Raw genomic sequence first — 22,238 nt, forward strand, 5'->3', positions numbered from 1 at the left:
CACGCGCCGTATTTTGCTATCTGTTGGCTTGCCTGTTTTTGTGCTGTTGCTGTTGGCCGTCTGGTGGCTTAGCCGCCCGGCGGCCGCCCCCTCTGCTCCGGAGGCCAGTCAATCCGTGCGGGTGCACACCAGGCTGGTCCAGGCCTTGGACGTGCCTATCCGCTTATCCGGCATCGGCGTCGTGCAGCCCTGGCAAACCGTCACGGTGCGCTCGCGCGGGGACGGCCAGCTGCTGGCCGTGGGCTTCCAGGAAGGCGATGTCGTCCAGCAGGGGCAGTTGCTGGCGCAGCTGGACGACCGCGCCCCGCAGGCGCAGTTGGCCCAGGCCATCGCCCAGCAGCGCCGCAGCCAGGTGCAACTGGACAACGCGCGTCAGGATCTGAAGCGCTATACCGAACTGGCGCGTCATGGGGCCATCGAACGCCAGGTTCTGGATGCCCAACAGGCTCAGGTGGCGGTTCTGCAAGCCACAGTGCAGGCCGATCAGGCCCAGGTGCAGGCCGCCCAGGTGCAGGTGGACGACGCCCGCATCACGGCGCCGCTGACCGGCCGCACCGGGGCCTTGCTGGTCGATGTCGGCAACCAGGTGCGCGCAGCGGATGCGCAGGGCCTGGTGGTCATCAATCAGGTGGATCCGGTGGCGGTCAGTTTTACCGTGCCGGATACCGCTTACGATCAGGTGCGCGCGGCGCTGGCGACGCCGTCCGCCGCGGAGATTCCCGTTCAGGTTCGGGCCCAGGGCCAGCCTCGTCTGCTGGGCCAGGGCGCGCTGGTGCTGGTGGATAACCAGATCGACGACAGCAGCGCCACGCTGCGCCTGAAGGCGCGGCTGGACAACCCCGACCTGGCCTTGTGGCCGGGGCAGACGGTGGATGTCCGCCTGATTCTGGGTGAACACGCCGGGGCGCTGGTGGTGCCCGACGCCGCCGTGCAGCGCGGGGCCGATGGCCTGTTCGTGTATGTGGTGGGGGCCGATGACCGGGTGCGCCTGCAGCCGGTGCGGGTGGCCTTGTCCCAGGATGGCCGCAGCCTGATCAGCCAGGGCGTGGCGGCGGGCGACCGCGTGGTGGTCGATGGGCAGTACCGGCTGAAGCCCGGCGCGTTGGTGGCCGAGATACGGGACGCCGAAGCGCCGGCCGATGCCCCGCCCGCCGTGCCGCCGGCCGCCGTTCAGGGTGCCGAGGCGGATCAGGCTGCGGCGGGCCGCGCCGCATCGCCGGCTTCCTGACGGGCGTTCATGGTGAATATTTCCACGCCCTTCATCCTGCGGCCCATTGGCACCACCTTGCTGGCGGTGGCGATTTTCCTGCTGGGCCTGGCGCTGTTTCCCCTGCTGCCGGTGGCCCCCTTGCCGCAGGTGGATTTTCCCACCATCCAGGTCACGGCCAAGCTGCCCGGCGGCAACCCGGAAACCATGGCCACCAGTGTGGCCCAGCCGCTGGAGCGCGAATTTTCCACCATCCCCGGCCTGGTGCAGATGAGTTCGGAAAACGCGCTGGGCTCGTCGCGCATCACCTTGCAGTTCGATCTGGATCGCAATATTGATGGCGCTGCGCTGGACGTGCAGACGGCGATTGTTGCAGCTACCCGGCAACTGCCCGCGTCCATGCCCAGCCCGCCGACGTTCCGCAAGGTGAATCCGGCGGATTTTTCCATTCTGATCCTGTCGGTGCAGTCGGATGTCCTGCCGATCACGGTGGTCAATGACTATGCCGACAATATCCTGGCCCAGCAGCTCTCCCGCGTGGAGGGCGTGGGCCAGGTGAATATTTTCGGCCAGCAGAAGCCGGCCATCCGCATTCAGGTGGATCCGCGCAAGATCGCGGCCCTGGGGCTGGATCTGGAATCCATCCGGGGGGTGATCGCCACCACCACGGTCAGCCAGCCCAAAGGCACGGTGGACGGGGCGCGGCAAAGCTTCACGGTGTACACCAACGATCAACTGGACAGCGTCGCGCAGTGGAACGATGCCATCATCGCTTGGCGCCAGGGGGCGCCAGTGCGGGTGCGCGACATCGGCCAGGCCGTGCCGGGGCCGGAAGACGCCAAGCAGGCCGCCTGGGCGTTCGCCGGCCAGGGGGCGGGGCCGGGCGACGCCGTGCTGGATGGCCGATCCCTGGTGGTGGGGGTGACCAAGCAGCCCGGGGCCAATGTGATCGACACCGTGGCCCGTATCCGAGCCGCGTTGCCCGCGCTGATGGCGTCGATGCCGGCCAGCATCCAGGTCAGCACGCTGATCGACCGGACGCAAAACATCAAGGCGTCCGTGCACGAGGTGGAATTCACGCTGCTGCTGTCGATTGCCCTGGTGATCCTGGTGATCTTCCTGTTTCTGCGCAATACGGCCGGCACCCTGATCGCCAGTGTGACGGTGCCGCTGGCCCTGATGGGCACATTCGCCCTGATGTACCTGGCGGGCTACAGCTTGGACAATCTGTCCTTGATGGCCTTGACGATTTCCGTGGGCTTCATCGTGGACGATGCCGTGGTGATGCTGGAAAACATCTGGCGCCACATCGAAGAAGGTATGCGGCCCATGGAGGCCGCCTTGCGGGGCGCGCGTGAAATCGGCTTTACCATTGTCTCGATCTCGGTGTCGCTGGTGGCGGTGTTCATCCCCCTGCTGCTGATGGGCGGCATCGTGGGGCGGCTGTTTCGTGAGTTTGCCGTGACCGTGGTGATGACCATCCTGATCTCGGTGCTCGTTACCCTGACGCTGACCCCCATGCTGTGCTCGCGCTACCTGCGGGATCTGCAGCATGCCCCGCGCGGGCGGCTGTCGCAGCGCTTCGAGCGCGGCTTCGAGGCCCTGCTGGGGGCCTATCGACGCAGTCTGGATGTCGTGCTGACGCATCACCTGGCCACCCTGTGTGTCTTTCTGGCGACGCTGGCCGCATCGGTGGCGCTGCTGGTCGCCATCCCCAAGGGCTTTTTCCCGCAGCAGGATACGGGGGCCATTTTCGGCTTGGCCGAATCCGCCCAGGACAGTTCGTTCGAGGCCATGAACGGCCGCATGATGGCGTTGGCCGATGTCTTGCGGCAGGACCCGGACGTCATGGCTTTTGGCATGACCAGCAACGCGCCCACTTTCAATACCGGGCGGTTCTTCATCAGTCTGGTTCCGCGCAGCCAGGGGCGCAAGGCCTCTGCAGACGCGGTGATCCGCCGTCTGAATCCCAAGCTGGCTCAGGTGCCGGGGGTACGGCTGTTCTTGCAGGCGGGCCAGGACATCAATGTGGGCGGGCGCCTGTCGCGCACCCAATATCAGTACACGCTGACCAGCGCCAGCCTGGACGAACTGAACACCTGGGCGCCCCGGCTGCTGGAACGCTTCGCCGATCTGGCGCCCCTGACCGACCTGGCCACCGACCAGCAGAATCGCGCCAATACGGCGGTCGTCACCATCGACCGGGCGCGCGCGGCGATGTTCGGCATCAGCCCGGCGCTGATCGACAGCACGATCTACAACGCCTTGGGCCAGCGCCAGGTGGCGCAGTTCTATACCCAGATCAACAGCTATAACATGGTGCTGGAAATCACCCCCGAATGGCAGCGCGACCCCGATGTGTTTTCCCATCTGTATATCACGTCGCCGCTAACGGGCCAGCAGGTGCCGCTGGACAGCCTGGTGCGGGTGGATACGTCGGGCACCGGCTATCTGTCGATCAACCACCAGGGGCAGTTCCCGGCGGTGACGATCTCCTTTAACTTGCGCGAAGGCTATTCGCTGGGGCAGGCGGTGGACGCCATCCAGCGGGCGCAGGCCGACATGGGCGTGCCGATTTCGGTGCAGGGGGCGTTCCAGGGCACGGCACAGGCGTTCCAGGAATCCCTGGCGTCCCAGCCGTACCTGATTCTGGCCGCCCTGGTGGCGGTGTACATCGTCCTGGGCCTGTTGTACGAAAGCTATATCCACCCCTTGACGATCCTGTCCACGCTGCCCGCCGCCGGGGTGGGGGCCTTGCTGATCCTGATGGTCAGCGGCATGGATTTCAGCGTCATCGCCCTGATCGGCATTTTGCTGCTGATCGGGATCGTGAAGAAAAACGGGATCTTGCTGATCGACTTTGCCATCGTCGCCGAGCGCGAACAGGGCCTGAGCCCGCGCGAGGCCATTTACCAGGCCTGCCTGCTGCGGTTTCGGCCTATTTTGATGACGACGCTGTGCGCCTTGTTTGCCGGGCTGCCCCTGATGCTGGGATCGGGCGCGGGATCCGAGCTGCGCCAGCCCCTGGGCTATACCATGGTGGGGGGCTTGATCGTGTCGCAGGTGCTGACGCTGTATACCACCCCGGTGGTGTATTTGTACCTGGATCGGATGCACCACGCGTATGTGCGGGGCCGGGCGTTGAAGCAGGCACGCCGGCTGCGGGTGCGGCGTCGGCGCAAACCCCTGCCCGGGTCGGCGGACTGACCGGCCCCGAGGGCGGGACAGCCGCCTGATTGGATTGCTCAATCGTTCAATGGGGTGAGCCGATCCGTCTGCGCGCCGGGTGTGCCCGATCCGTCAAGCGGCGGCGGCCCCGTCCAGGGCCCGCACGCAATCGCGGATCAGCCCGGGCCCTTGGTAGATCAGCCCGGTGTACAGCTGTACGGCATCGGCCCCGGCCTGGATTTTTTCCAGGGCCTGGCTGCCGGATTCTATGCCGCCCACGCCGATGATGGCGGTGTCGCGGCCCAGCCGCCGCCGCAGCCGCTGGATGACCGCCAGGGACAGCGCATGCACCGGGGGGCCGGACAGCCCGCCGGCTTCGTCGTCGTAGGGCAGGCCGCGCACGGCGTCGCGCGACAGCGTGGTGTTGGTGGCGATGATGCCGTCGATGCCGTGGCGGGGGATGAGATCGGCCACCGCGTCGATTTCATCGGGGCTGAGATCGGGGGCGATTTTCACGGCCAGCGGGATGCGCTTGCCGTGCTGGTCGGCCAGCGCCAGGCGGCGGGCCTGCAGGGCGGCCAGCAGCGCGTCCAGCGCGTCGTGGCTTTGCAGGCTGCGCAGGTTTTTGGTGTTGGGCGACGAAATGTTGACCGTGATGTAGTCGGCGTGCGGATAGACGCCGTCCAGGCAGCGCAGGTAGTCGTCCACCGCGTGTTCGATGGGGGTGGCGGCGTTCTTGCCGATGTTCAGCCCCAGGATGCCGCCCTGGCGCCGCCACTGGCTGCGCTGCACGTTGGCCACGAAGGCGTCCAGGCCGTCGTTGTTGAAGCCCATGCGGTTGATCAGGCAGCGCGCGCGGGGCAGGCGGAACATCCGGGGCTTGGGGTTGCCCGGCTGGGCGCGGGGGGTGACGGTGCCGACTTCGATAAAGCCGAAGCCCAGGGCAGCCAGGGCGTCGATATAGGCCCCGTTTTTGTCCAGGCCGGCGGCCAGGCCCACCGGGTTGCGCAGCGGCAGGCCCATCAGTGTGACGGGCAGGGTGGGCTGGTGGCTGCTGGTCAGCAGCCGGGTGACGCGGCAGTGGTGATTGTGCTGCAGGGCTTTCAGCGTCCAGTCGTGCGCCTGTTCGGCGTCCATCGAGAACAAGGCGCGGCGGGCCAGCGGATAGGCTTTGAATAGTAGAGACATAGGCGGTCGTGGTCAAAAACGGAGTCGGCGGGTGGGGCCGCCGCCGGCGAGTGGCGCGGCGGCCGGCTGCGCGGCGGGGCGAGTCCGGGCGTCGAAAAAAGGGGCGAATGAATCAAACACGACACTAGCGTTGCGGTTGGGCGGGCGGGGTCGGGCCGGCGTCCATCCAAGTGCCGTTTTTTAATATCTGGTGGGGCTGGAACCTGGATTTATAAGCCATTTTACGGCTTTCGGCGATCCAGTAGCCCAAATACAGCCAAGGCAGCCCCAAGCGGCGGCAGTAGTCCAGCTGCCACAGAATCCCGTAAGTGCCCAGGCTGCCTTGCCAGTCGGGGTCGTAGAAGGTATACACCGCCGAGATGCCATGGTCGATGCGATCCATGATGGCCACCATGCGCAAGACACCGTCCGGGTCGTGGAATTCGGCCATTTCGGTGCGCACCCGGCTGGTCAGCAGGAACTGGGTGTATTGGGCCTGGTCGTCCTGATCCATCCCAGCCCCTGGGTGGCGTTGCTGCTGGTAGCGCTGGTACAGCTGGAAATGCTGGGCGTCCCAGTGCAGGATGTTGATCTTGACCGACAGGGTGGCCTGCATGCGTTGCCACAGTTTGCGCTGGGTGCGATCCCGCCGGAAGCGCTGGGTGTCGACCCGCAGGGGGATGCAGGCTTGGCAGTCGCCGCAGGCAGGCCGGTAGGTGAACAGGCCGCTGCGCCGGAAGCCCTGCTCGATCAGGCGGGAATAGGCCGCGTCGTCGACCAGATAGGCTGGGGTTGCGACTTCGGAGCGCGCCATCCGGCCCGGCAGGTAGCTGCAGGGGTAGGCCGCGGTGGTGTAGAACTGCAGACGTTGGAATACGGATTCGCTGGGTTTGCTCATGTGGTTTATTGTGACACCGCGTGTGGCGGAAAACCAGTGGACGCTTGGTGCTTAGTTGTCGTACAACATGGATTGGATGAAAAATCGGAGCATCGCATGGAACAAACGGATGGGGCGTTGGCGCAACTGGTCTCCCTGGGGGCGGACTGCGACGCCCGGTTGGCGGCGCGCTGGCCCGTCATCCCGGTCTATCGGGACGGCGGGGCCGATGGCCGGTGGCTGCAACAGGCCGCCGATATCCGCCTGGTGGTCACCTCCGCCCGGGTGGGCCTGAGCCCCCGGGCCGTGGCGCGGTTGCCGCGCCTGCAGGCGATATGCAGCTGGGGGGTGGGTTGCGATGCCTTGCCGCTGGATGCCGCGCGGGCGCGGGGGATTGCCGTCAGCAACACCCCGGATGTGCTCAGTGAATGTGTGGCGGACATGGCCTGGGGGCTGCTGCTGGCGGCGGCCCGGCAGATTCCGGCGGGCGATCGCTATGTCCGCGCCGGGCAGTGGGCGACGCAGGGCAAGTTTCCCCTGACGACCCAGGTTTGGGGCAAGCGTCTGGGGGTGCTGGGCCTGGGCCGCATCGGCCAGGCGATTGCCCGGCGGGCCCAGGGGTTCGGCCTGTCGCTGCGCTATCACAATCGGCGCCCGGTGGCGGGGGTGGATCCCGCCTGGGGCTATGCGGATGCGTTGGTGGATTTGGCGCAATGGGCCGATTTTCTGGTCGTGGCCTGCCCGGGGGGCGCCGGGACGCGTCATCTGGTGGATGCCGATGTTCTGCGGGCCTTGGGCCCTCAAGGGGTTCTGGTGAATATCGCCCGGGGGTCTGTGGTCGATGAAGCCGCGCTGGTCGCCTTGCTGCAATCTGGCGCGCTGGGAGGCGCGGGCCTGGATGTCTTCGAACACGAGCCCGAGGTGCCCGCCGCGCTGGCCGGGATCGACCGGGTGGTGCTGATGCCGCACGCCGCCAGCGGCACGCGTGAAACAGTGGACAAAATGTCCCGGCTGGTGGTGGATAATCTGGTGGCCTGGCAGGAAACCGGGCGGCTCTTGACGCCCGTGTGATCGCCGCAGGCCGGCCCGGCGGGTGGCGATCACACGGGCGGGTCGATGGCCTGGCACTGTCCGTCGAGGCCCAGACGCCCCGCCCCCCAGGGCGGAGCGGGCGCGTCGCGCCCGGCGGCCAGCAGGGCCAGGAAACGCGCCCGGGGGATGGGTCTGGCCCCCAGGCTGGCCAAGTGGGGGGTTTCCTGCTGGCAGTCGATCCAGGGCACGCCGTGCGCCTGCAGGTAGCGCACCAGGAACGCCAGGGCGACCTTGCTGGTGTCGGCAGCCAGGCTGAACATGGATTCGCCGAAAAAACACTGCCCCAGGCTGACGCCGTACAAGCCGCCCGCCAGCCGCCCGTCGATCCAGGTCTCCACGCTGTGCACGCGCCCCTGCCGGTGCCAGGCGGTGTAGGCTGCCGCAATGTCGGGCGTGATCCAGGTGGCGTCCCGCCCTTCGGCGGGGCCGGGGGCTTGCCAGGCCTGGCCGGTGCGGGCCGCCCCGACCGGCAGCCGGGGTGTCCCCCGGCGGGCGCAGTGGGCGATGACCTGGGGGAAAGCCTGGTTGAGGGTAACGCTGTGGCGGAATTGCCGCATGCGCTTGGCCAGTGACCGGCTGATGTGAAAGTCGTTGCACTGCAGCACCATCCGGGGATCCGGGCTCCACCACAGGACGGGCTCGCCGGGGCTGTACCAGGGAAAGGCCCCCTTGCCGTAGGCTTCTCGCAGGCGCCTGGGGGATAAGTCCAGGCCGGCGGCCAGCAGGCCGCCCGGCAGGGCCTGGCTGGCGTCGGGCAGTGCGCTGTCCGGGTCGAGCCAGGGGATCGTCAGGGCGGGCTGGTCGGTCGGCATGGGCGTTCGCCTGCCGGCTCAGTCCGGGAACCGGATGTCGATGGCGTAGTGCCGGGTGGTGAACAGGCCCTGTTGGCAATCTTTTACATAATGTTGCAATGTGGTGCTGACGGTGCGGAATGCCAGCTCGTTCCAGGGGATGCGGTCGAGGTCGAAAAACCGCGCCTCCAGGGTTTCGGGGCCCGGGTCGAGCTCCGGCCCCAGCACCTGGGCCAGGTAATACAAGTGCACCTGGTTGACCGAAGGCACATCGACCACCGTATACAGGGACTGCACCTGGATGCGGGCGCCGGATTCTTCCTGGTTTTCGCGCAGGGCGCCTTGTTCGGTGGTTTCGCCGAGTTCCATGAACCCGGCTGGCAAGGTCCACTTGCCGTAGCGGGGCTCGATGGCGCGGCGGCACAGCAGAACCTGGTTGCCCAGGATGGGCACCACCCCCACCACGTTGCGTGGGTTCTGGTAATGCACCGCCCCGCAATGCGTGCAGAGGTCGCGGATGCGGTTGTCGTCCGGGGGGGTCTCGCGTGTGAGCGGATGGCCGCACTGCGAACAGAACTGTTGGCTGCGGGGCGCCGGGTGGTAGAAATTGGGGGCGGGCTGGTTCATCCTGCGATTTTAAAGCACTGGTGTGCCAAATGGGGCCGGGCCGGACGCTATCGGACGGTGGCGCGCATCAGGCCGGGGCGTCGGGCCGGGGATGGCGGACGAAGCCCAGCGCGCGATCGGGCGTCGTGCCGTCCAGCCAGGCCAGGGGGACGGCCGGATCCGGCCCGAAGCGGACGGTGACGGTGGACCGCCGGGCGGGTTGTGCGTCTAGGTAATCGGCCAGTGGCTGGCCGTCCGCCAGGCGCAGGTGCTCGATGACCTGGGCCAGGTCACGATCCCGGATCAGGCCGGCCCCCTGGGGGGATTGGACATACAGCAGCCCGTCGGGACTGATCCACCAGTGCGTGGGCGAAGCGTAGGCCAAGCCGTTATGGGTGGCCAGCTGCGGCCGACCATCGAGCCCGGGCCGGGTATGCAGAACCCAGGGCGCGCCGTCCAGGCCCACGAATACCCGTTGCGGGCCGTTCTGGAAAAACCACCGGCCGTGGGCGTCGGCAAGGTAGTTGCGCCCGATGAAGCTGGTGATTTGCGCGTTGGTGATGGGTTCGCCGGGCTCGGTGCCGGGGACGCCCCAGCCCTGGCCGCGCGGGTGCAACAGCCATTGGCCGCGGCGCGACAGCGACAGCCAGCCATAGGCCGCCGGCACTTGAGGCCAGCGACTCATGGCGGCCCGGACTAAAGCGTCTACCTGGGGCATCGGGTACAGGCGGGATGGGAAGGACAGGGAAACCGCATGTTATTTCCAGTAGTGGTTGGCGGCGGCGACGGTCTGGAAGTTGAGGGCCACCACTTGGGACGAGGCGATCAGGGCGTTGGCGTCTTCGCCATAGACTGGCCGCAGCTTGTCGCGAACCTCGGCCGAGGGCTGGGTGTATTTGACGCCCATGCGCGACAGTTTGATGGCCAGTTCGTAGCCTTCCTGGGGGGTGGCGGTAATCAGGGTGGTCAGCCAGGTGTCTGCCATGATGTGATCCTCCTTGAGGGTTGGGGTCGTGCAAGCATGGCATGAAACAGGGCGTTTTGCACCCGGGGGCCGCAGTCGCGTGGGGATATTCCCAACGTGGGCGGCGTAGAATGGACGCTTGTGTTTTCATCGGGCCGGCCCTGCCGGCCGCCAAGGATTTCGCCATGGACATGCCTTCATCCACCCCGCCCGTCGGCCTCGACCCTCAACGGCTGCGGGATTTCGTCGACGAACAATGGGACGCCGAAATTGTCCCCGCGTTGCGGCGCTATATTTCGATTCCCGCCAAGAGCCCGGCCTTCGACCCGGACTGGGCCAAGAACGGCCACATCGACCGCGTGGTGCGCGATGCCGCCCAGTGGCTGGAAAGCCGTCCGGTCGCCGGGCTGAAGGTCGAGATCCTGCGCCTGCCGGGCCGCACGCCGGTTCTGTACTTCGAGGCCCCCGCCACGCGCCGGGATGACGGCCAGGCGGTCTTGATGTACGGTCACCTGGACAAGCAGCCCGAGTTTTCCGGCTGGCGGGCCGGCCTGGGGCCGTGGCAGCCGGTCATGCAGGAGGGCAAGCTGTATGGCCGCGGCGGGGCTGACGATGGCTATGCTGTGTACGCCTCGCTCACCGCCATCGAAGCGCTGGATCGCCAGGGCGTGCCGCGCCCGCGCTGCGTGGGGCTGATCGAAACCTGCGAAGAATCCGGCAGCTACGACCTGCTGCCTTATATCGACAGCCTGCGCGACCGGCTGGGGCGGGTGGCCCTGGTAGTATGCCTGGATTCGGGGGCGGGCAATTACGACCAGCTGTGGATGACCAATTCGCTGCGCGGCCTGGTCACGGGGACGCTGGAAGTCCAGGTGCTGGACGAAGGCGTGCATTCGGGGGATTCCAGCGGGGTGGTGCCCTCCAGTTTTCGGATTTTGCGGCACTTGCTGGATCGCCTGGAAGACAGCGGCACGGGCCGGGTGCTGCCGGAATCCTTTTATTGCGATATCCCCCTGCCGCGTCAGGCGCAGGCCCGCGAAGCCGCCCGCATCCTGGGTGACGAGGTCTGGAAACGTTTTCCCTGGGCCTGCGGGGCGGATAACGGCTTTGTCCTGCCCATGACGCGCGACCCTCAGCAGGCCATGCTCAACCGCACCTGGCGGCCCGCCCTGTCGGTCACCGGGGCCGAGGGCCTGCCGCCCCTGGCCAGCGCGGGCAATGTGCTGCGGCCCCGCTCGGCATTCAAGCTTTCGCTGCGGCTGCCGCCGCTGGTGGATGCCGTCGCGGCGGCGCAAACGCTCAAGGCCCTGCTGGAACAAGACGCGCCGTACCAGGCCCGCGTGGTGTTTCAGCCGGATCCCGGCGTGGCCAGCGGCTGGAATGCGCCCGAATCCGCCCCCTGGCTGCAGGCCGCGCTGGACGCGGCGTCGCGGCAGTATTTCGACGCCCCGTGCGGCTACATCGGCCAGGGGGGCACGATTCCATTGATGAATCTGCTGCTGCAGGGGTTTCCGCAGGCGCAGTTCATGGTGTGCGGCGTGCTGGGGCCGAAATCCAATGCCCACGGGCCCAACGAATTCCTGCACGTGCCCTATGCCAAGCGCCTGACTGCCGCCGTGGCGCAGTCCGTGGCCGGGATGCCGGCGTGACGTTGCCGGTTTGATGTCGCCGCGATGCGGCGCCGGCCGCGCCTCGGGCGGGGCCGCGAGGCGCATGGCGGGCCTGCCGGCCCCGGGCCGGATCAGATCATGGGCAGGTAGCCGGGCTTGGGGCCGCGCGGGAAAGCGCGATCCAGCCGCTGGATGTCGGCCGGATCCAGCGTGATCCGTCCGGCGGCGGCGTTGGCTTGGGTGTGCGCGACCGATGCTGATTTAGGGATGGTGAACAGGCCGTCTTCGCGGGTCAGGAAAGCCAGGGCGATCTGGCGCGGCGTGGCTTGGCGGGCCTCGGCCACCGCATGCAGAACCTGTCCGGCGGCGCTTTGGGCGTCCGGGAAATCATTGTGCCCGAAAGGGCTGTAGGCCACCACGGCCACCCCGTGCGCCTGGCACCAGGGGATCACGGCGTGTTCGATGGCGCGTTCCCGCAGGTGGTACAGCACCTGGTTGCAGGCCAGTTTTCCGGGGCCCAGGATGTCCCAGGCTTCTTGCAGGTCGTCCACGTCGAAATTGCTGACCCCGTAGGCGCGGATCTTGCCTGCGGCCTGCAGGGTGTCGAAGGCGCGAAAGGTTTCTTCCAGAGGCACTGCGCCGCGCCAGTGCAGCAGGTAGGTATCCAGGTGATCCGTGCCCAGGGCTTTCAGCGAGCGTTCGCAGGCGGCGATGGCGCCGCGATACGATGCGTTGGATGGCAGAACCTTGGAGACCAGGAAAACGTCGTCACGGCGGCCCCGGATGGCTTGGCCCACGAGGGCTTCCGCCGCGCCCGAGCCGTACATTTCGGCGCTGTCGATGTGGTTCATCCCGGCATCCAGGCCCGCCTGGAAGGCGGCGACGGCCTGGCGGGGATCGGCGTCCTCGATATACCAGCTGCCTTGCCCCAGGACGGCGACCGTGCGGCCCGTCGTGCCGAAAATACGTGTTTTCATCGTGAGACTCCCTGCGGTGAAGATTGGCCGGGCCGCTGGCCAGGCGCCTCGTGCAATATACCGCGGGCGCCCCGGCGCGGGATGCCTGGAAGGCAATAGACCTTATTCGGGCCGCAGCACGATCTGGGTGATTTCCGATGGCCGCCCCAGGCGGATGGCCAAGCCGCTCCAGAGCCCCGTGCCGTTGCTGACGTACAGCGTCATGGGGCCGACGGTATACAGGCCGGAGACAAAACCGTCATTGGCCATTTGGGTCAGCAGGTGCAGCCCCAGGATTTGCCCGCCGTGGGTATGGCCCGATAACTGCAAGGCGACGCCGTGCGTGGCGTTTTTCGGGGCGCCGCCGGGCCGATGATCCAGCAGGATGGTGGGCGTGCCGGCGGGGATGCCCGCCAGGGCGGCGGGCAGGTCGGGCCCGGGCAGCCCGAACGCGGTGGCCTGGCGGTCCGTCACGCCCGCCACCGCCAGGGCCTGGCCGTCCCGCTGGATCAGCACGTGGCTGTTTTCCAGCATGGTCAGGCCCAAGGCCCGGTAGGCGGGCATCCAGCCGATGTAGTCGGCATAGTATTCGTGGTTGCCGGGGATGGCCAGCACGCCGTCGCGCGCCCGCAGCCGGGAGAATGGCTGCACGTCCCGGGCGCGTTCTTCCGGGGTGCCGTCGGCCAGGTCGCCGGTGATGACGATCAGATCCGGGTTCAACTGGTTGGCGCGTGCCACCACGGCGGCTTGCCAGGATTCCGACAGGAGGCGGCTGGCGTGGGTGTCGGTCAACTGCACGATGCGGTAGCCGTCGAAGGCGGCGGGCAGGTTGGGGATTTTGACGGCAATGGTTTTGATGTGGGGCACCTTGACGGCTTGCCAGACGCCGATGGCGGCCAGCACAAGCGCCAGGCCGCCAATGGCCAGCCCCAGGGCGCGTCCTTGCAGGATGGCCCGCCCGAGCGCGTGGGCGGGCAGCCAGGTCAGCAGGCCCGCGATATCCCGCAGCAGCAGCAACAGGGCCAGCAGCAGGACGACCCCGAAGGCCCAGGCCAGGATGATCAATACCCATTGGGGCAGCTCGGGCGAGGCCAGGGTGCCGAAGAACCGGAGGATGATCTGGTGATATTCGGCCGCCAGCAATAACACCAGGGCCAGGGCCGTCCGGGTGGCCGGACTGGCGGGCAGCGGCCAGACGAAGCGCCAGGCGATGTACAGCCAGATGGCGCCGGTGATCAGGGGGAGAAAAGTACCCATGGGTTAATCCTGGCTTGCAGAAACAGAGGTTTTTATCGTAGGCGGCCATCTTAAAGCATTTGGGTCTCCCTGGCCGGGGGCGCGCCGCGAGGCGTTTGAGATGCGATAGCAAAAATATCGTATAATGCCGGACTTGGCTGGGTTTTCCAGCGCATCATTGGCGCAATGGCAGAGTGGTGATGCAGCGGACTGCAAATCCGTATACGTCGGTTCGATTCCGGCTTGCGCCTCCAAATGAAATCAAGGGCTTACGTTTCTGGCGTAGGTCCTTTTTTCGTTTTGGTGTCAATAAAATGGCAACCGATGGCGGGTACGGCCAGGCTGTGTGTCGGCATGGGGTGTCCCCGATCTGGTGGCTGCTCCTGCGTACTATCCGCCTGCATGGACTGCTGTTGAAGCGTTGCCGTGCATCGCAAGCCCCCGACTGTGGGGCATACCAACAGCCCCAGCGAGTGCGGAGCCTTGAAGAAACGTTTGCTGCGCAAATGGATGGCGAAGTGATGTGGCTAGGCCAATGCAGCAGCGACTACCCGTGCTAAACGAATATGTCTCTACTTTACTTGCTGGTTTTCCTTCGCAAGGACTATCAGACAGTACAATCGACGTCAAGCTTGCCACAAGGCAGCCATTTTGAGTAGAAAGCATGAAAAGCAATATAGTCACCATTCATGGTAGCCCTCAGTATCCAACTATTTCTCTTTTTTCTGGCGCTATGGGCCTGGATCTCGGCCTCATGGCGGCAGGGGTCAATGTGTGCATCTCACAGGATATGGATAAATGGTGCGCTGAAACCATTCGGGCAAATGGGCATGCTGTAGTAGAAGGTGATATTAAAGAACTCATCGAGAATGACCCATCATGCAAATTCTTATTGCAAGCGGGCAAGGTGGCAAAAAAGGATTTATTTGCGGTTGTGGGCGGCCCTCCTTGCCAAGCGTACTCTACTGCGGGAAAACGTCTTGGTGTTGAAGATGAAAGGGGGGGCTTTTTGAACAGTTTGCTCAGGTGGTAGAAAACCTAAGGCCACGATTCTTTGTCATGGAGAACGTAAAGGGGTTGCTTTCTATGCATAGCAATAAGGATGACAAATCCAAGCCCATGCTTTTGGAAATAATACTCAAGAGGCTTACGGATTTAGGTTATCACGTCGTGTATGGTTTGCTGGATGCGGTGCATTATGGGGTGCCCCAATTTAGAGAAAGGCTGATTATTATCGGCAGCCGCGATAATGAACCGATCTTCATTCCATCCCCAACACACTTTCATCTTCACCAAGACCCCAACATGAGATGGAGAACCCTTGGTTCAGCAATTTCTGATTTAATGGAAAATCCTGGGCCAGGAGCGAAATTCTCTCAAAAAACCATTGATTTTTTGAAGAAAATTCCTGAAGGTGGCAATTGGCGATCTCTGACGCCTGCTGATCAAAAAGTTGCCATGGGAGGTGCTTTTGAATCAGGTGGTGGGAAAGTCGGCTTTTTCAGGAGGCTTTCGTTTTCACAGCCATCCCCCACGTTGGTCACAAGCCCAACGCAAAAAGCAACTCTATTAGGGCATCCAATACATTATCGCCCTCTATCCGTCAGAGAGTACGCTAGAATTCAGCAGTTCCCGGATTCATGGATTATTACGGGAAAAGTGGCTGACTGCTACAAACAAATCGGAAATGCAGTACCGATTGGATTGGGGAAAGCAATAGGACAAATGCTTATATCTGTGGCTCAAGGGGACTCGGAAGTGAAAGTCCGCAGACACAGAGGTACATCTGTTCATCTGCGCTATGCTATTGCAGGAAACAAAATAATTAGAGAAGAATCTCATGACGATTGATTCCGATGACCTTGAAATAAAAATTTCAGAACTGCTGTCGAATTTTTACCAGAAAAGGATCGAGTCATTGCAAGGCTTGCAACTTGACAGAACCTTGAAAAGGAAAAATCCGTATCTCTATCGCGCTACTGGCACTGTCGATGCTGCTGAAATTGTCGAGGAATTGCTCAGGGCCCACGTTTCCAGTTCCGATGAAACGCTATTTGGAAATGAGTTTTTTGAGCCATTGGCAAAATGGGTTGCGGAAAAAGCAAACCCGTCTGATCGCGTCACCACATCTCATGGCGAAGGAATTGATATTTCCATAGAGTCAGATGACATCATAAAAGGCATCGCAATAAAATCCGGTGTGAATGTTTTCAATGCTCAAAGCCCCCCTCGGTCACAATAGATGTCCGGTTCTCTGAAAAAAGAAATTGAGGGAGCGATCGGAATGAATTCATGTCCACCTACAGCCAGGAACTCAAGGAACAGGTCGTCAAGAAGATGATGCCGCCGCACAACCAGAGCGTCGCCCAATCAAGCGCCAGCGCACTATTGTGGGGCAAGAAATCGAATAGTGTTTTATTTGGCGCACACATGCGCTTCCGACGGAGTCAACCAATAGTCAACAGCAATGGTGTCTATTGGGAGGATATTGGCTGGAAATTAAAATTTAAGCCATTGTTTTGCAATGGAATGGCCATGAAAGGCGCAGAGCGGCGACGATTGCAAATCCGTGTACCCCGGTTCGATTCCGAGTTGCGCCTCCAAATGAAATCAAGGACTTACGTGTTGAGCGTAGGTCCTTTTTTCGTTTGGGTGTCAACGAAGTGTCAACCGATGGCGGGTAGCGGCCAGGCATAGGCCGGCTGTGGCGGTTGTTGACACTTGAGGGGCGCATTTGTGTTGACATGGGTTGTGTCCGACCTGGTGGCTTCTTCTGCGTACTATCAGCCTGCATGGGCTGCTGCTAAAGCCTGCCGCGCATCGCATATCTGCGCCCCTCAAGTGTCAAGATCGCCATGCGCACAATCGCCTCATCATCAATCAGTGCTGCCGGCAGCAGGAACTGTGATGATTGATCTTGACACTTGAGGGGCCGGCATCCAGCAGCCAGACAATACGCCTTTCCCTGGCTGGCTCCTATCGGCTGCACGCTATGGCCGGTAAGCGGTAAGAAGAATAATCTTCTTATTATTCTTACCCTTGCATGTTGTATGTTGTATGTAGTGCGATACAACATACAACACGCTACAGCCCATCGCCTGCACGCGTGGCCAGGGCTTTAGCCGCTAAAATCCCAGCACACCGTCATGTCCCGTACCAGGTACGGCACTCACCGCCACGGAGAATTTGTTATGGGCCGAAAAGAAACAGAAGATGCCATTGCCGAAGCACGTGCCGGCGGCCTGACGCGCTTTCCCACGGTGGAAGCATTGATGGAAGACCTGAATCGTGAGGTCGAAGAAACAGAGCAGCCCACGCAAACACGTCCACGCTACACGCTGGATGAATTGCTGGCTGAATCTGACTACTCGCAGCCACGAACACCGGAAGAACAGGAATGGCTCGATGCTCCGCCCGTCGGTCGGGAACTGCTGTAACCGTCGATCAAACCAGGCTGCTATTTGCTGGATTTGTCCGCTGACGTAGCGGATTCAACCTTCTGGCCTCCTGCAAGTGATCAGGGGCAAGGTGGGCATACCGCATTGTCATCGTCAGGGTTGAATGCCCCAGGATGCGCTGCAAGGTCAGAATGTTGCCGCCGTTCATCATGAAGTGGCTGGCGAACGTATGCCGCAGCACATGCGTCATCTGTCCGGCAGGCAAGATGATCTTTGCTCGGGCCAGCGCCACGCGAAACGCCGGCATGGCTGAACCGAATACCCTGCCCATCACGCCATGCTCGCGGTTGTGACGACGGATTGGCTCTCGACCACGATCAAGGGAACCGATCTGTTCAATTTCCTGTTCTGGACGCTGAGCAACGAACACCATGAAGGTGAGTTCGTCACTGAAGTCCAGGTCATGGCGATCCTGGCCAAGAAAGTTGCTGCGATCACTGGCTTTCAGGTGGGCGACCTGCGCCCAGGCCGCAACTACTACGACAGCACCCTACGCATTTTGAACGATGAAGGCGAAGAAGTCGGCAGCGTGTCCGGTGGCGGCGTGTACCAGCGCGATACCTATCTGATCATGCTCAATGGCAGCGGCTGCACCTTCGCTAAGGCTGGCTGGCGTCAGGCCATGTACGACTTTCTGGTGCCGCTCAATGCCCGGTTGTCTCGCATCGACATTGCCCTGGACTTCTTCGAGGGAGGATGTGGCGGCGTCGAAGGTGTGCGCGAAGCCTGCATGAATGGCGGTTTCGACTATCACGGCAGACGGCCTCAGGGGCGCATGGATGGCTATTGGGATGCTGGTCACCTGCGTACCGCCTGGCACGCCATTGGCATTCTGCAAAGCCTGACGCTGTTCTTCTTCCTTCTGTCTGGCTTGAGTTGGTGCGGAACGCTGATCTTCGGCATGTACCAAGCGGCCATTCATGATCTGCGCGTGAATGGGAAAGCACGATGATGCAAAGCCTCTGGTATCGCACCGGAACGCTTGGGATCCGTCGTGCATTGCAAGAACGAGGATGTAGGCAAAGCCGATTTTCTGCCCTACGGCGAGACCGTCGATACCTTCTGCCAGCCCGGCGATATCATCTGCATTGATGAGGCATGGCGCTTCTGGGGGACGGACTGCAAGCTGCTGGCCGAACACAAGGTGTTCTTCCGAGAGCATCGCCACTTCGTCCATCCCGATACCAAGGTGTGCTGCGACTTGGTGCTGATGGTGCAGGACATTTCCGATCTGCACCGCATCCTTAAGGTCGTTGTGGAAGTCACCTTCAAGACCACCAAGATCAAGACGTTGGGCCTGCACAAGACCTACCGAGTCGAAATGTGGGAAGGCTACAAGCTCACGCAAAAGGGCCGCGTGGCCGTCGAGAACAAGCGGTATGACCCGCAGATTTTTCCGCTATACAGCAGCTACACCGGCGGCGCGGGTAAGGAGCTGCAAGTCGATGATCGCCAGAACGTCCTGAAAAGCCCCAAGCTCTGGATTCTGGCCGTCCTGGTCATCGGCCTGTTCAGCATCAGCGTGTACACCTTGATGGGCTTCTTCGGCAGCAAGCCAAAAACAGACAATCCAGCGACATCAACGGGTTACGTCGATTCCAAGACAAATTCAGCGTTACCTGCATCTGCACCGACAGCACGCGCTCAACCCCGCCAAGCCATGTCCACGTCTTGGCGGCTGGTCGGCACCATGCAGGCAGGCAAGACCGCCTACGCCGTCATCCAATCCACCGATGGCCGTATGCGGCTTGAACATCCTTCTAACTTCCAGAACAGCGGTGCCGTCATGATCGGTGAGGTCGATGGCGAACGCATCACCGCCTGGAGCGGCAGCAAACCTACATCCAAAGGCCAATAAATGAAACTGCGTATCCTGGCATCTATTCTGTCCCTGGCCTTTGCTGGCGCCGTTCACGCGAAGACGATCAATCTCGACCTGCAAGGGGCAAGCATTTCCGAAGTCGTGCAGCTCATCTACCGTGAAGCCACGACCACGCCCTATGTCCTGGCCCCGGACGTACTGGAAGACGAACGGCTAGTGTCGTTTCGGTACAAAGACAACCAGGGCAAGCTGTCGCTGTTCATGCAGTACTTCTTGGACAGCCTGGGCTACATGGTTGAACGCAAATCAGGCGTGGACTTTGTGCGCAAGCGTGTCGAGGGTGAACCGCCGGTCCAGGCCGAGCATATCTACATCTACCAGCCGCAGTACCGCGAGGTGTCCTACCTGTCGCGCACGCTAGCACCGCTGTTCAAGGGATCGTTCGTCACCAATCGCAGCGTCAGGGCCACGCCGGAAGCTAGCCCCAAGGGCGACGTACCAATCTCGTCGGCGGCATCGCTGATCGACCAGTCATCCGATGTGCTGGTGTTTGCCGGTGCAGAAGAAGAAATTGAACGCCTGCGTGAGCTGCTGCCGCAAGTGGACAGGCGCATTGGTGAAGTCGCTGTGCGTGGGCTGGTCTATGAGGTCAGCAACACCGACAGGCAGGGATCGGCCTTTGGCTTGCTGGCAAACCTGCTGGGCGGCCATGTAGGCATCGGCATCGGCTCCACGGCCACGAACCTGGGCAACTTCATTCAGATCAAGAACACCAGCCTGGATGCCGTCTATTCCATGCTGTCGAGCGACAGCCGCTTCAAGGTGGTGTCATCGCCTGCACTGCGTATCCAGTCAGGATCACAAGGCATCTTCTCGGTGGGCCAGGATGTGCCTGTGCTGGGCGCTCTGTCGTACCCACAAGGTGCAGGCCAAGCCGTACAATCGGTCGAGTATCGCAGTTCCGGCGTCATCTTCGACATCCGGCCAGTGGTGAAGGAAGGCATCATCGACCTGGACATCACGCAGCAGCTTTCCAACTTTGTGAAGACGACAACTGGCGTGAACAATTCGCCCACGCTGACCAAGCGGGAGCTGAAAACGAAGGTAGGCATGCAGGATGGCGATGTGATCGTGCTGGGTGGCCTGACCGAGAGTAAAGACACCAACACGCGGGACGGCTTGAGTTTCTTGCCGCGCTTCCTGCATACTACTGGCTATGAACAGTCCAGCAGTGAAATTTTGCTGGTGCTTCAAGTGCAGCGAGTATCGCAACAATAGCAACCAAGACCATAATCATATAATTCAAATCTACACATGAGCATTAGCAAATGACCAATGAATCCATAGGCTTTAGAAATATTGATTTTGGGTATGCGAGCGCACAAACTGAAGCAAGAGAGAATCCTTCTCTTCTAACAGAAGGATACCTTGATGTACACGATTTATCAGAGCGGCTCGCCAAAGGGCGAGAATGGTTGGTGCTTGGTTACAAGGGTTCTGGAAAATCTGCAATTGCAGAGAGATTGAGATTAATCCATGAGAATGATCCCTTAATGTTCGTGGATATTGTGAATATTGAGGATTTTGAATACGTAAAATTTTCCAATATCGTTAGAAACAACGAAGCGCTAGAGACAAATCTACCAACAGCATGGTCATGGATCCTTTATTCATATCTATTGAAATCATTTTTTAATGATCAATCAATATCCATTGACTCCACAGAGGAATACAATCAAATTAAATCCTCTTTCGCAGAAATGGGGTTACTATCCGCCCCAGACTTAAACTCAATGGTTCGCATCTCATCTGAAAGCTCTTTTAAATTATCCATCCCCAAGTTTGCGGAAAAAAAATGGGCTCAAAAATCAGAGGCCGAAAAAATAGACATTAGATGGTTTATGTACAATCTGAGGCCATACATTGCAAAAATAAGATCACAATCAACGCATCTAATGGCGATAGATGGTTTGGATGATATACTTTCTAATTCAAACGAACAGTACGCCTCGATTGGGGCGCTCATCTTTGAATCACACAGAATAAATGAGTTTCTTAAGAAAAATTCTGTTCCAGCAAAAATTATTGTTTTATGTAGAACAGATATATTTCAGCTCTTGGGGGGAGCCAATAAAAACAAAATCCGACAAGATTATTCCATTGATTTGGATTGGAATTCAAATCCGAAGTTTCCAGCAAGATCACAGCTAGTGAAGATTGGAAACCTTCGTGCAAAATTGTCTTTAAGAAAAAATGTCGACGTAGTCAGAGATTTTCTACCGAGAAGAATCGAAGGGAGAAACTCTCTGAAACTTATGCTTGACATGACGCGACACACACCAAGAGACTACTTGCAGATTTTATCCTATATTCAAAAATCAACAGAATCCAAATCTACTCAAGTCTCAGAAATGAGGAATGGCCTGAGAGAATATTCCTCAAAGTACTTTCTCCCTGAAATCCATGATGAACTAGATGGATACGTATCTCTTGATGGCATAAGGGGAATAACGTCATCAATAGAGCAAATAGGGAAAAGAGATTTTTCATATGAAGACCTCCAGAATTCCGCAAAAGAAATTGGATGGAATGTAGCGGATGTTGAGCTAGATAATATATTGCGGGTCTTGTATGAATGCAGCGCAATAGGCAATGTTCGTGTCCACAAGAATAGTGGAAAAAGATATCTTAGTTATAAATATAGAAACCGAAGCTCATCCTATAAAAAAAATGAGGCGATAATACTTCACCGAGGATTATGGAGAGCATTCAATGTTCAATGGGAGCCTTTTGGATCTGAAATTGATCCTGATGTAACAAGTGATGAAGGCTAAGCAGAACTGTCAACATACTGACAACAGCAAGGGCCTCTAGTGTCGCTTAAAGGGGCTCTTAATTTATGTAAGCTACCGTTTTTATGCACAAAGTCGATTATTGACGTCCACTTAAATTGATTGCAAATCCGTGTACGTCGGTTCGATTCCGGCTTGCGCCTCCAAGTGAAATCAAGGATTTACGTTTATGGCGTAGGTCCTTTTTTCGTTTGGGTGTCAACCGGTGGCGGTTGTTGACACTTGAGGGGCGCATTGTGTCCGCGTGGTGTGTACCCGACCTGGTAGTTTTTCCTGCGTACTATCAGCCTGCATGGGCTGCTGTTGAAGCCTGCCGCGCATCGTATCGGGGTGCATACCCACAAGGTGCCGGGCACCAGAGTTCGACAGTTAAAAACGCAAGCTATTGATTTTTAAGAGTTCTGTTTTAAACTGCACCACTACAAATTCACG

At 60.8% G+C, this 22,238-nt stretch carries 20 protein-coding genes, 1 tRNA gene and 1 pseudogene; 13 read left to right on the forward strand and 9 right to left on the reverse strand.

Going from position 1 to position 22,238, the window contains the following annotated elements; all coding sequences use genetic code 11:
- Positions 1-151: 151 nt before the first annotated feature.
- Positions 152-1,228 (forward strand): efflux RND transporter periplasmic adaptor subunit, encoded by a 1,077-nt coding sequence (locus ACMHYJ_RS15375; protein ID WP_414247073.1) that lies wholly within the window; start codon positions 152-154, stop codon positions 1,226-1,228.
- A gap of 12 nt (positions 1,229-1,240) precedes the next feature.
- Positions 1,241-4,414, forward strand: coding sequence for an efflux RND transporter permease subunit (locus ACMHYJ_RS15380; protein ID WP_414247091.1), 3,174 nt, complete (start codon positions 1,241-1,243; stop codon positions 4,412-4,414).
- Positions 4,415-4,507: 93 nt separating this feature from the next.
- On the opposite strand, the gene ACMHYJ_RS15385 is transcribed toward ACMHYJ_RS15380, so the two are convergent.
- Together ACMHYJ_RS15385 and ACMHYJ_RS15390 are read right to left on the reverse strand one after the other, a co-directional pair.
- Positions 4,508-5,563 carry a quinone-dependent dihydroorotate dehydrogenase gene (locus ACMHYJ_RS15385; protein ID WP_414247074.1) on the reverse strand — a complete coding sequence of 352 codons (1,056 nt, stop codon included), beginning with the start codon at positions 5,561-5,563 and terminating at the stop codon, positions 4,508-4,510.
- 124 nt (positions 5,564-5,687) lie between these two features.
- Positions 5,688-6,449, reverse strand: a complete 762-nt coding sequence (locus ACMHYJ_RS15390; protein ID WP_414247092.1) for an arginyltransferase — start codon at positions 6,447-6,449, stop codon at positions 5,688-5,690.
- Between the two features lie 87 nt (positions 6,450-6,536).
- Between ACMHYJ_RS15390 and ACMHYJ_RS15395 the strand changes: the two genes are divergently transcribed.
- Positions 6,537-7,490, forward strand: coding sequence for a 2-hydroxyacid dehydrogenase (locus tag ACMHYJ_RS15395; protein ID WP_414247075.1), 954 nt, complete (start codon positions 6,537-6,539; stop codon positions 7,488-7,490).
- A gap of 29 nt (positions 7,491-7,519) precedes the next feature.
- Here ACMHYJ_RS15395 and aat read toward each other — a convergent pair whose 3' ends face one another.
- From aat to ACMHYJ_RS15415, 4 genes are all read right to left on the reverse strand, one after another.
- A complete protein-coding gene (gene aat / locus ACMHYJ_RS15400) occupies positions 7,520-8,302 on the reverse strand; it encodes a leucyl/phenylalanyl-tRNA--protein transferase (protein WP_414247093.1) in 783 nt (260 codons plus the stop codon).
- A gap of 39 nt (positions 8,303-8,341) precedes the next feature.
- The gene (locus ACMHYJ_RS15405; RefSeq protein WP_414247076.1) at positions 8,342-8,929 is read right to left on the reverse strand and encodes an NUDIX hydrolase; all 588 of its coding nucleotides are present in this window, start codon (positions 8,927-8,929) and stop codon (positions 8,342-8,344) included.
- Between the two features lie 67 nt (positions 8,930-8,996).
- Positions 8,997-9,626 (reverse strand): DUF2946 family protein, encoded by a 630-nt coding sequence (locus tag ACMHYJ_RS15410; protein ID WP_414247077.1) that lies wholly within the window; start codon positions 9,624-9,626, stop codon positions 8,997-8,999.
- Between the two features lie 39 nt (positions 9,627-9,665).
- Entirely contained in the window at positions 9,666-9,893 is a 228-nt protein-coding gene (locus ACMHYJ_RS15415) for a hexameric tyrosine-coordinated heme protein (RefSeq protein WP_414247078.1), read from the reverse strand.
- A 164-nt stretch (positions 9,894-10,057) separates the two neighbouring features.
- On the opposite strand from ACMHYJ_RS15415, the gene ACMHYJ_RS15420 reads away from it, so the two are divergent.
- Positions 10,058-11,521, forward strand: a complete 1,464-nt coding sequence (locus ACMHYJ_RS15420; protein ID WP_414247079.1) for a M20 family metallopeptidase — start codon at positions 10,058-10,060, stop codon at positions 11,519-11,521.
- Between the two features lie 92 nt (positions 11,522-11,613).
- On the opposite strand, the gene ACMHYJ_RS15425 is transcribed toward ACMHYJ_RS15420, so the two are convergent.
- Positions 11,614-12,459 carry an aldo/keto reductase gene (locus ACMHYJ_RS15425; RefSeq protein WP_414247080.1) on the reverse strand — a complete coding sequence of 282 codons (846 nt, stop codon included), beginning with the start codon at positions 12,457-12,459 and terminating at the stop codon, positions 11,614-11,616.
- A gap of 102 nt (positions 12,460-12,561) precedes the next feature.
- Positions 12,562-13,695, reverse strand: a complete 1,134-nt coding sequence (locus tag ACMHYJ_RS15430; protein ID WP_414247081.1) for a metallophosphoesterase — start codon at positions 13,693-13,695, stop codon at positions 12,562-12,564.
- Between the two features lie 159 nt (positions 13,696-13,854).
- Here ACMHYJ_RS15430 and ACMHYJ_RS15435 point away from each other — a divergent pair.
- The 5 genes and pseudogenes from ACMHYJ_RS15435 to ACMHYJ_RS15455 all read left to right on the forward strand — a co-directional run bounded on the left by ACMHYJ_RS15435 (position 13,855) and on the right by ACMHYJ_RS15455 (position 17,111).
- Positions 13,855-13,928: transfer RNA gene (locus tag ACMHYJ_RS15435), tRNA-Cys, on the forward strand.
- Positions 13,929-14,428: 500 nt separating this feature from the next.
- A pseudogene (locus ACMHYJ_RS15440) lies at positions 14,429-15,525 on the forward strand (DNA cytosine methyltransferase).
- The gene (locus ACMHYJ_RS15445) at positions 15,515-15,916 is read left to right on the forward strand and encodes a PmeII family type II restriction endonuclease (RefSeq protein ID WP_414247082.1); all 402 of its coding nucleotides are present in this window, start codon (positions 15,515-15,517) and stop codon (positions 15,914-15,916) included. The pseudogene ACMHYJ_RS15440 and the gene ACMHYJ_RS15445 overlap by 11 nt, the downstream one beginning before the upstream one ends.
- A 50-nt stretch (positions 15,917-15,966) precedes the next feature.
- Positions 15,967-16,371 (forward strand): hypothetical protein, encoded by a 405-nt coding sequence (locus ACMHYJ_RS15450; protein WP_414247083.1) that lies wholly within the window; start codon positions 15,967-15,969, stop codon positions 16,369-16,371.
- Between the two features lie 494 nt (positions 16,372-16,865).
- On the forward strand, positions 16,866-17,111 hold the full coding sequence (locus tag ACMHYJ_RS15455; RefSeq protein ID WP_414247084.1) for a hypothetical protein: 246 nt from the start codon (positions 16,866-16,868) through the stop codon (positions 17,109-17,111).
- A 7-nt stretch (positions 17,112-17,118) separates the two neighbouring features.
- On the opposite strand, the gene ACMHYJ_RS15460 is transcribed toward ACMHYJ_RS15455, so the two are convergent.
- The gene (locus tag ACMHYJ_RS15460) at positions 17,119-17,403 is read right to left on the reverse strand and encodes a tyrosine-type recombinase/integrase (protein WP_414247085.1); all 285 of its coding nucleotides are present in this window, start codon (positions 17,401-17,403) and stop codon (positions 17,119-17,121) included.
- Between the two features lie 6 nt (positions 17,404-17,409).
- Between ACMHYJ_RS15460 and ACMHYJ_RS15465 the strand changes: the two genes are divergently transcribed.
- Genes ACMHYJ_RS15465 through ACMHYJ_RS15480 form a run of 4 tightly spaced genes read left to right on the forward strand, consistent with a single transcriptional unit; the run spans position 17,410 to position 21,788 of the window.
- Positions 17,410-18,084 (forward strand): hypothetical protein, encoded by a 675-nt coding sequence (locus ACMHYJ_RS15465; RefSeq protein WP_414247086.1) that lies wholly within the window; start codon positions 17,410-17,412, stop codon positions 18,082-18,084.
- A 30-nt stretch (positions 18,085-18,114) separates the two neighbouring features.
- Complete coding sequence (locus ACMHYJ_RS15470; RefSeq protein ID WP_414247087.1) at positions 18,115-18,990, forward strand: zonular occludens toxin domain-containing protein; 876 nt, start codon at positions 18,115-18,117, stop codon at positions 18,988-18,990.
- Complete coding sequence (locus tag ACMHYJ_RS15475) at positions 18,991-20,232, forward strand: type II secretion system protein GspD (protein WP_414247088.1); 1,242 nt, start codon at positions 18,991-18,993, stop codon at positions 20,230-20,232.
- A 50-nt stretch (positions 20,233-20,282) separates the two neighbouring features.
- On the forward strand, positions 20,283-21,788 hold the full coding sequence (locus tag ACMHYJ_RS15480) for a P-loop ATPase, Sll1717 family (RefSeq protein ID WP_414247089.1): 1,506 nt from the start codon (positions 20,283-20,285) through the stop codon (positions 21,786-21,788).
- Positions 21,789-22,238 lie beyond the last annotated feature (450 nt).

It is taken from the genome of Castellaniella hirudinis (genome assembly GCF_047468865.1).
Taxonomy (GTDB): Bacteria; Pseudomonadota; Gammaproteobacteria; order Burkholderiales; family Burkholderiaceae_B; genus Castellaniella; species Castellaniella hirudinis_A.

What these genes read in the sequence shown, in the direction of transcription:
- ACMHYJ_RS15385 (WP_414247074.1), bottom strand. Translation starts at nt 5,563, where the DNA reads ATGTCTCTACTATTCAAAGCCTATCCGCTGGCCCGCCGCGCCTTGTTC.
- ACMHYJ_RS15395 (WP_414247075.1), top strand. Translation starts at nt 6,537, where the DNA reads ATGGAACAAACGGATGGGGCGTTGGCGCAACTGGTCTCCCTGGGGGCG.
- ACMHYJ_RS15405 (WP_414247076.1), bottom strand. Translation starts at nt 8,929, where the DNA reads ATGAACCAGCCCGCCCCCAATTTCTACCACCCGGCGCCCCGCAGCCAA.
- ACMHYJ_RS15410 (WP_414247077.1), bottom strand. Translation starts at nt 9,626, where the DNA reads ATGCCCCAGGTAGACGCTTTAGTCCGGGCCGCCATGAGTCGCTGGCCT.
- ACMHYJ_RS15415 (WP_414247078.1), bottom strand. Translation starts at nt 9,893, where the DNA reads ATGGCAGACACCTGGCTGACCACCCTGATTACCGCCACCCCCCAGGAA.
- ACMHYJ_RS15420 (WP_414247079.1), top strand. Translation starts at nt 10,058, where the DNA reads ATGGACATGCCTTCATCCACCCCGCCCGTCGGCCTCGACCCTCAACGG.
- ACMHYJ_RS15425 (WP_414247080.1), bottom strand. Translation starts at nt 12,459, where the DNA reads ATGAAAACACGTATTTTCGGCACGACGGGCCGCACGGTCGCCGTCCTG.
- ACMHYJ_RS15430 (WP_414247081.1), bottom strand. Translation starts at nt 13,695, where the DNA reads ATGGGTACTTTTCTCCCCCTGATCACCGGCGCCATCTGGCTGTACATC.
- ACMHYJ_RS15445 (WP_414247082.1), top strand. Translation starts at nt 15,515, where the DNA reads ATGACGATTGATTCCGATGACCTTGAAATAAAAATTTCAGAACTGCTG.
- ACMHYJ_RS15450 (WP_414247083.1), top strand. Translation starts at nt 15,967, where the DNA reads ATGTCCACCTACAGCCAGGAACTCAAGGAACAGGTCGTCAAGAAGATG.
- ACMHYJ_RS15455 (WP_414247084.1), top strand. Translation starts at nt 16,866, where the DNA reads ATGGGCCGAAAAGAAACAGAAGATGCCATTGCCGAAGCACGTGCCGGC.
- ACMHYJ_RS15460 (WP_414247085.1), bottom strand. Translation starts at nt 17,403, where the DNA reads ATGGGCAGGGTATTCGGTTCAGCCATGCCGGCGTTTCGCGTGGCGCTG.
- ACMHYJ_RS15465 (WP_414247086.1), top strand. Translation starts at nt 17,410, where the DNA reads ATGCTCGCGGTTGTGACGACGGATTGGCTCTCGACCACGATCAAGGGA.
- ACMHYJ_RS15475 (WP_414247088.1), top strand. Translation starts at nt 18,991, where the DNA reads ATGAAACTGCGTATCCTGGCATCTATTCTGTCCCTGGCCTTTGCTGGC.
- ACMHYJ_RS15480 (WP_414247089.1), top strand. Translation starts at nt 20,283, where the DNA reads ATGACCAATGAATCCATAGGCTTTAGAAATATTGATTTTGGGTATGCG.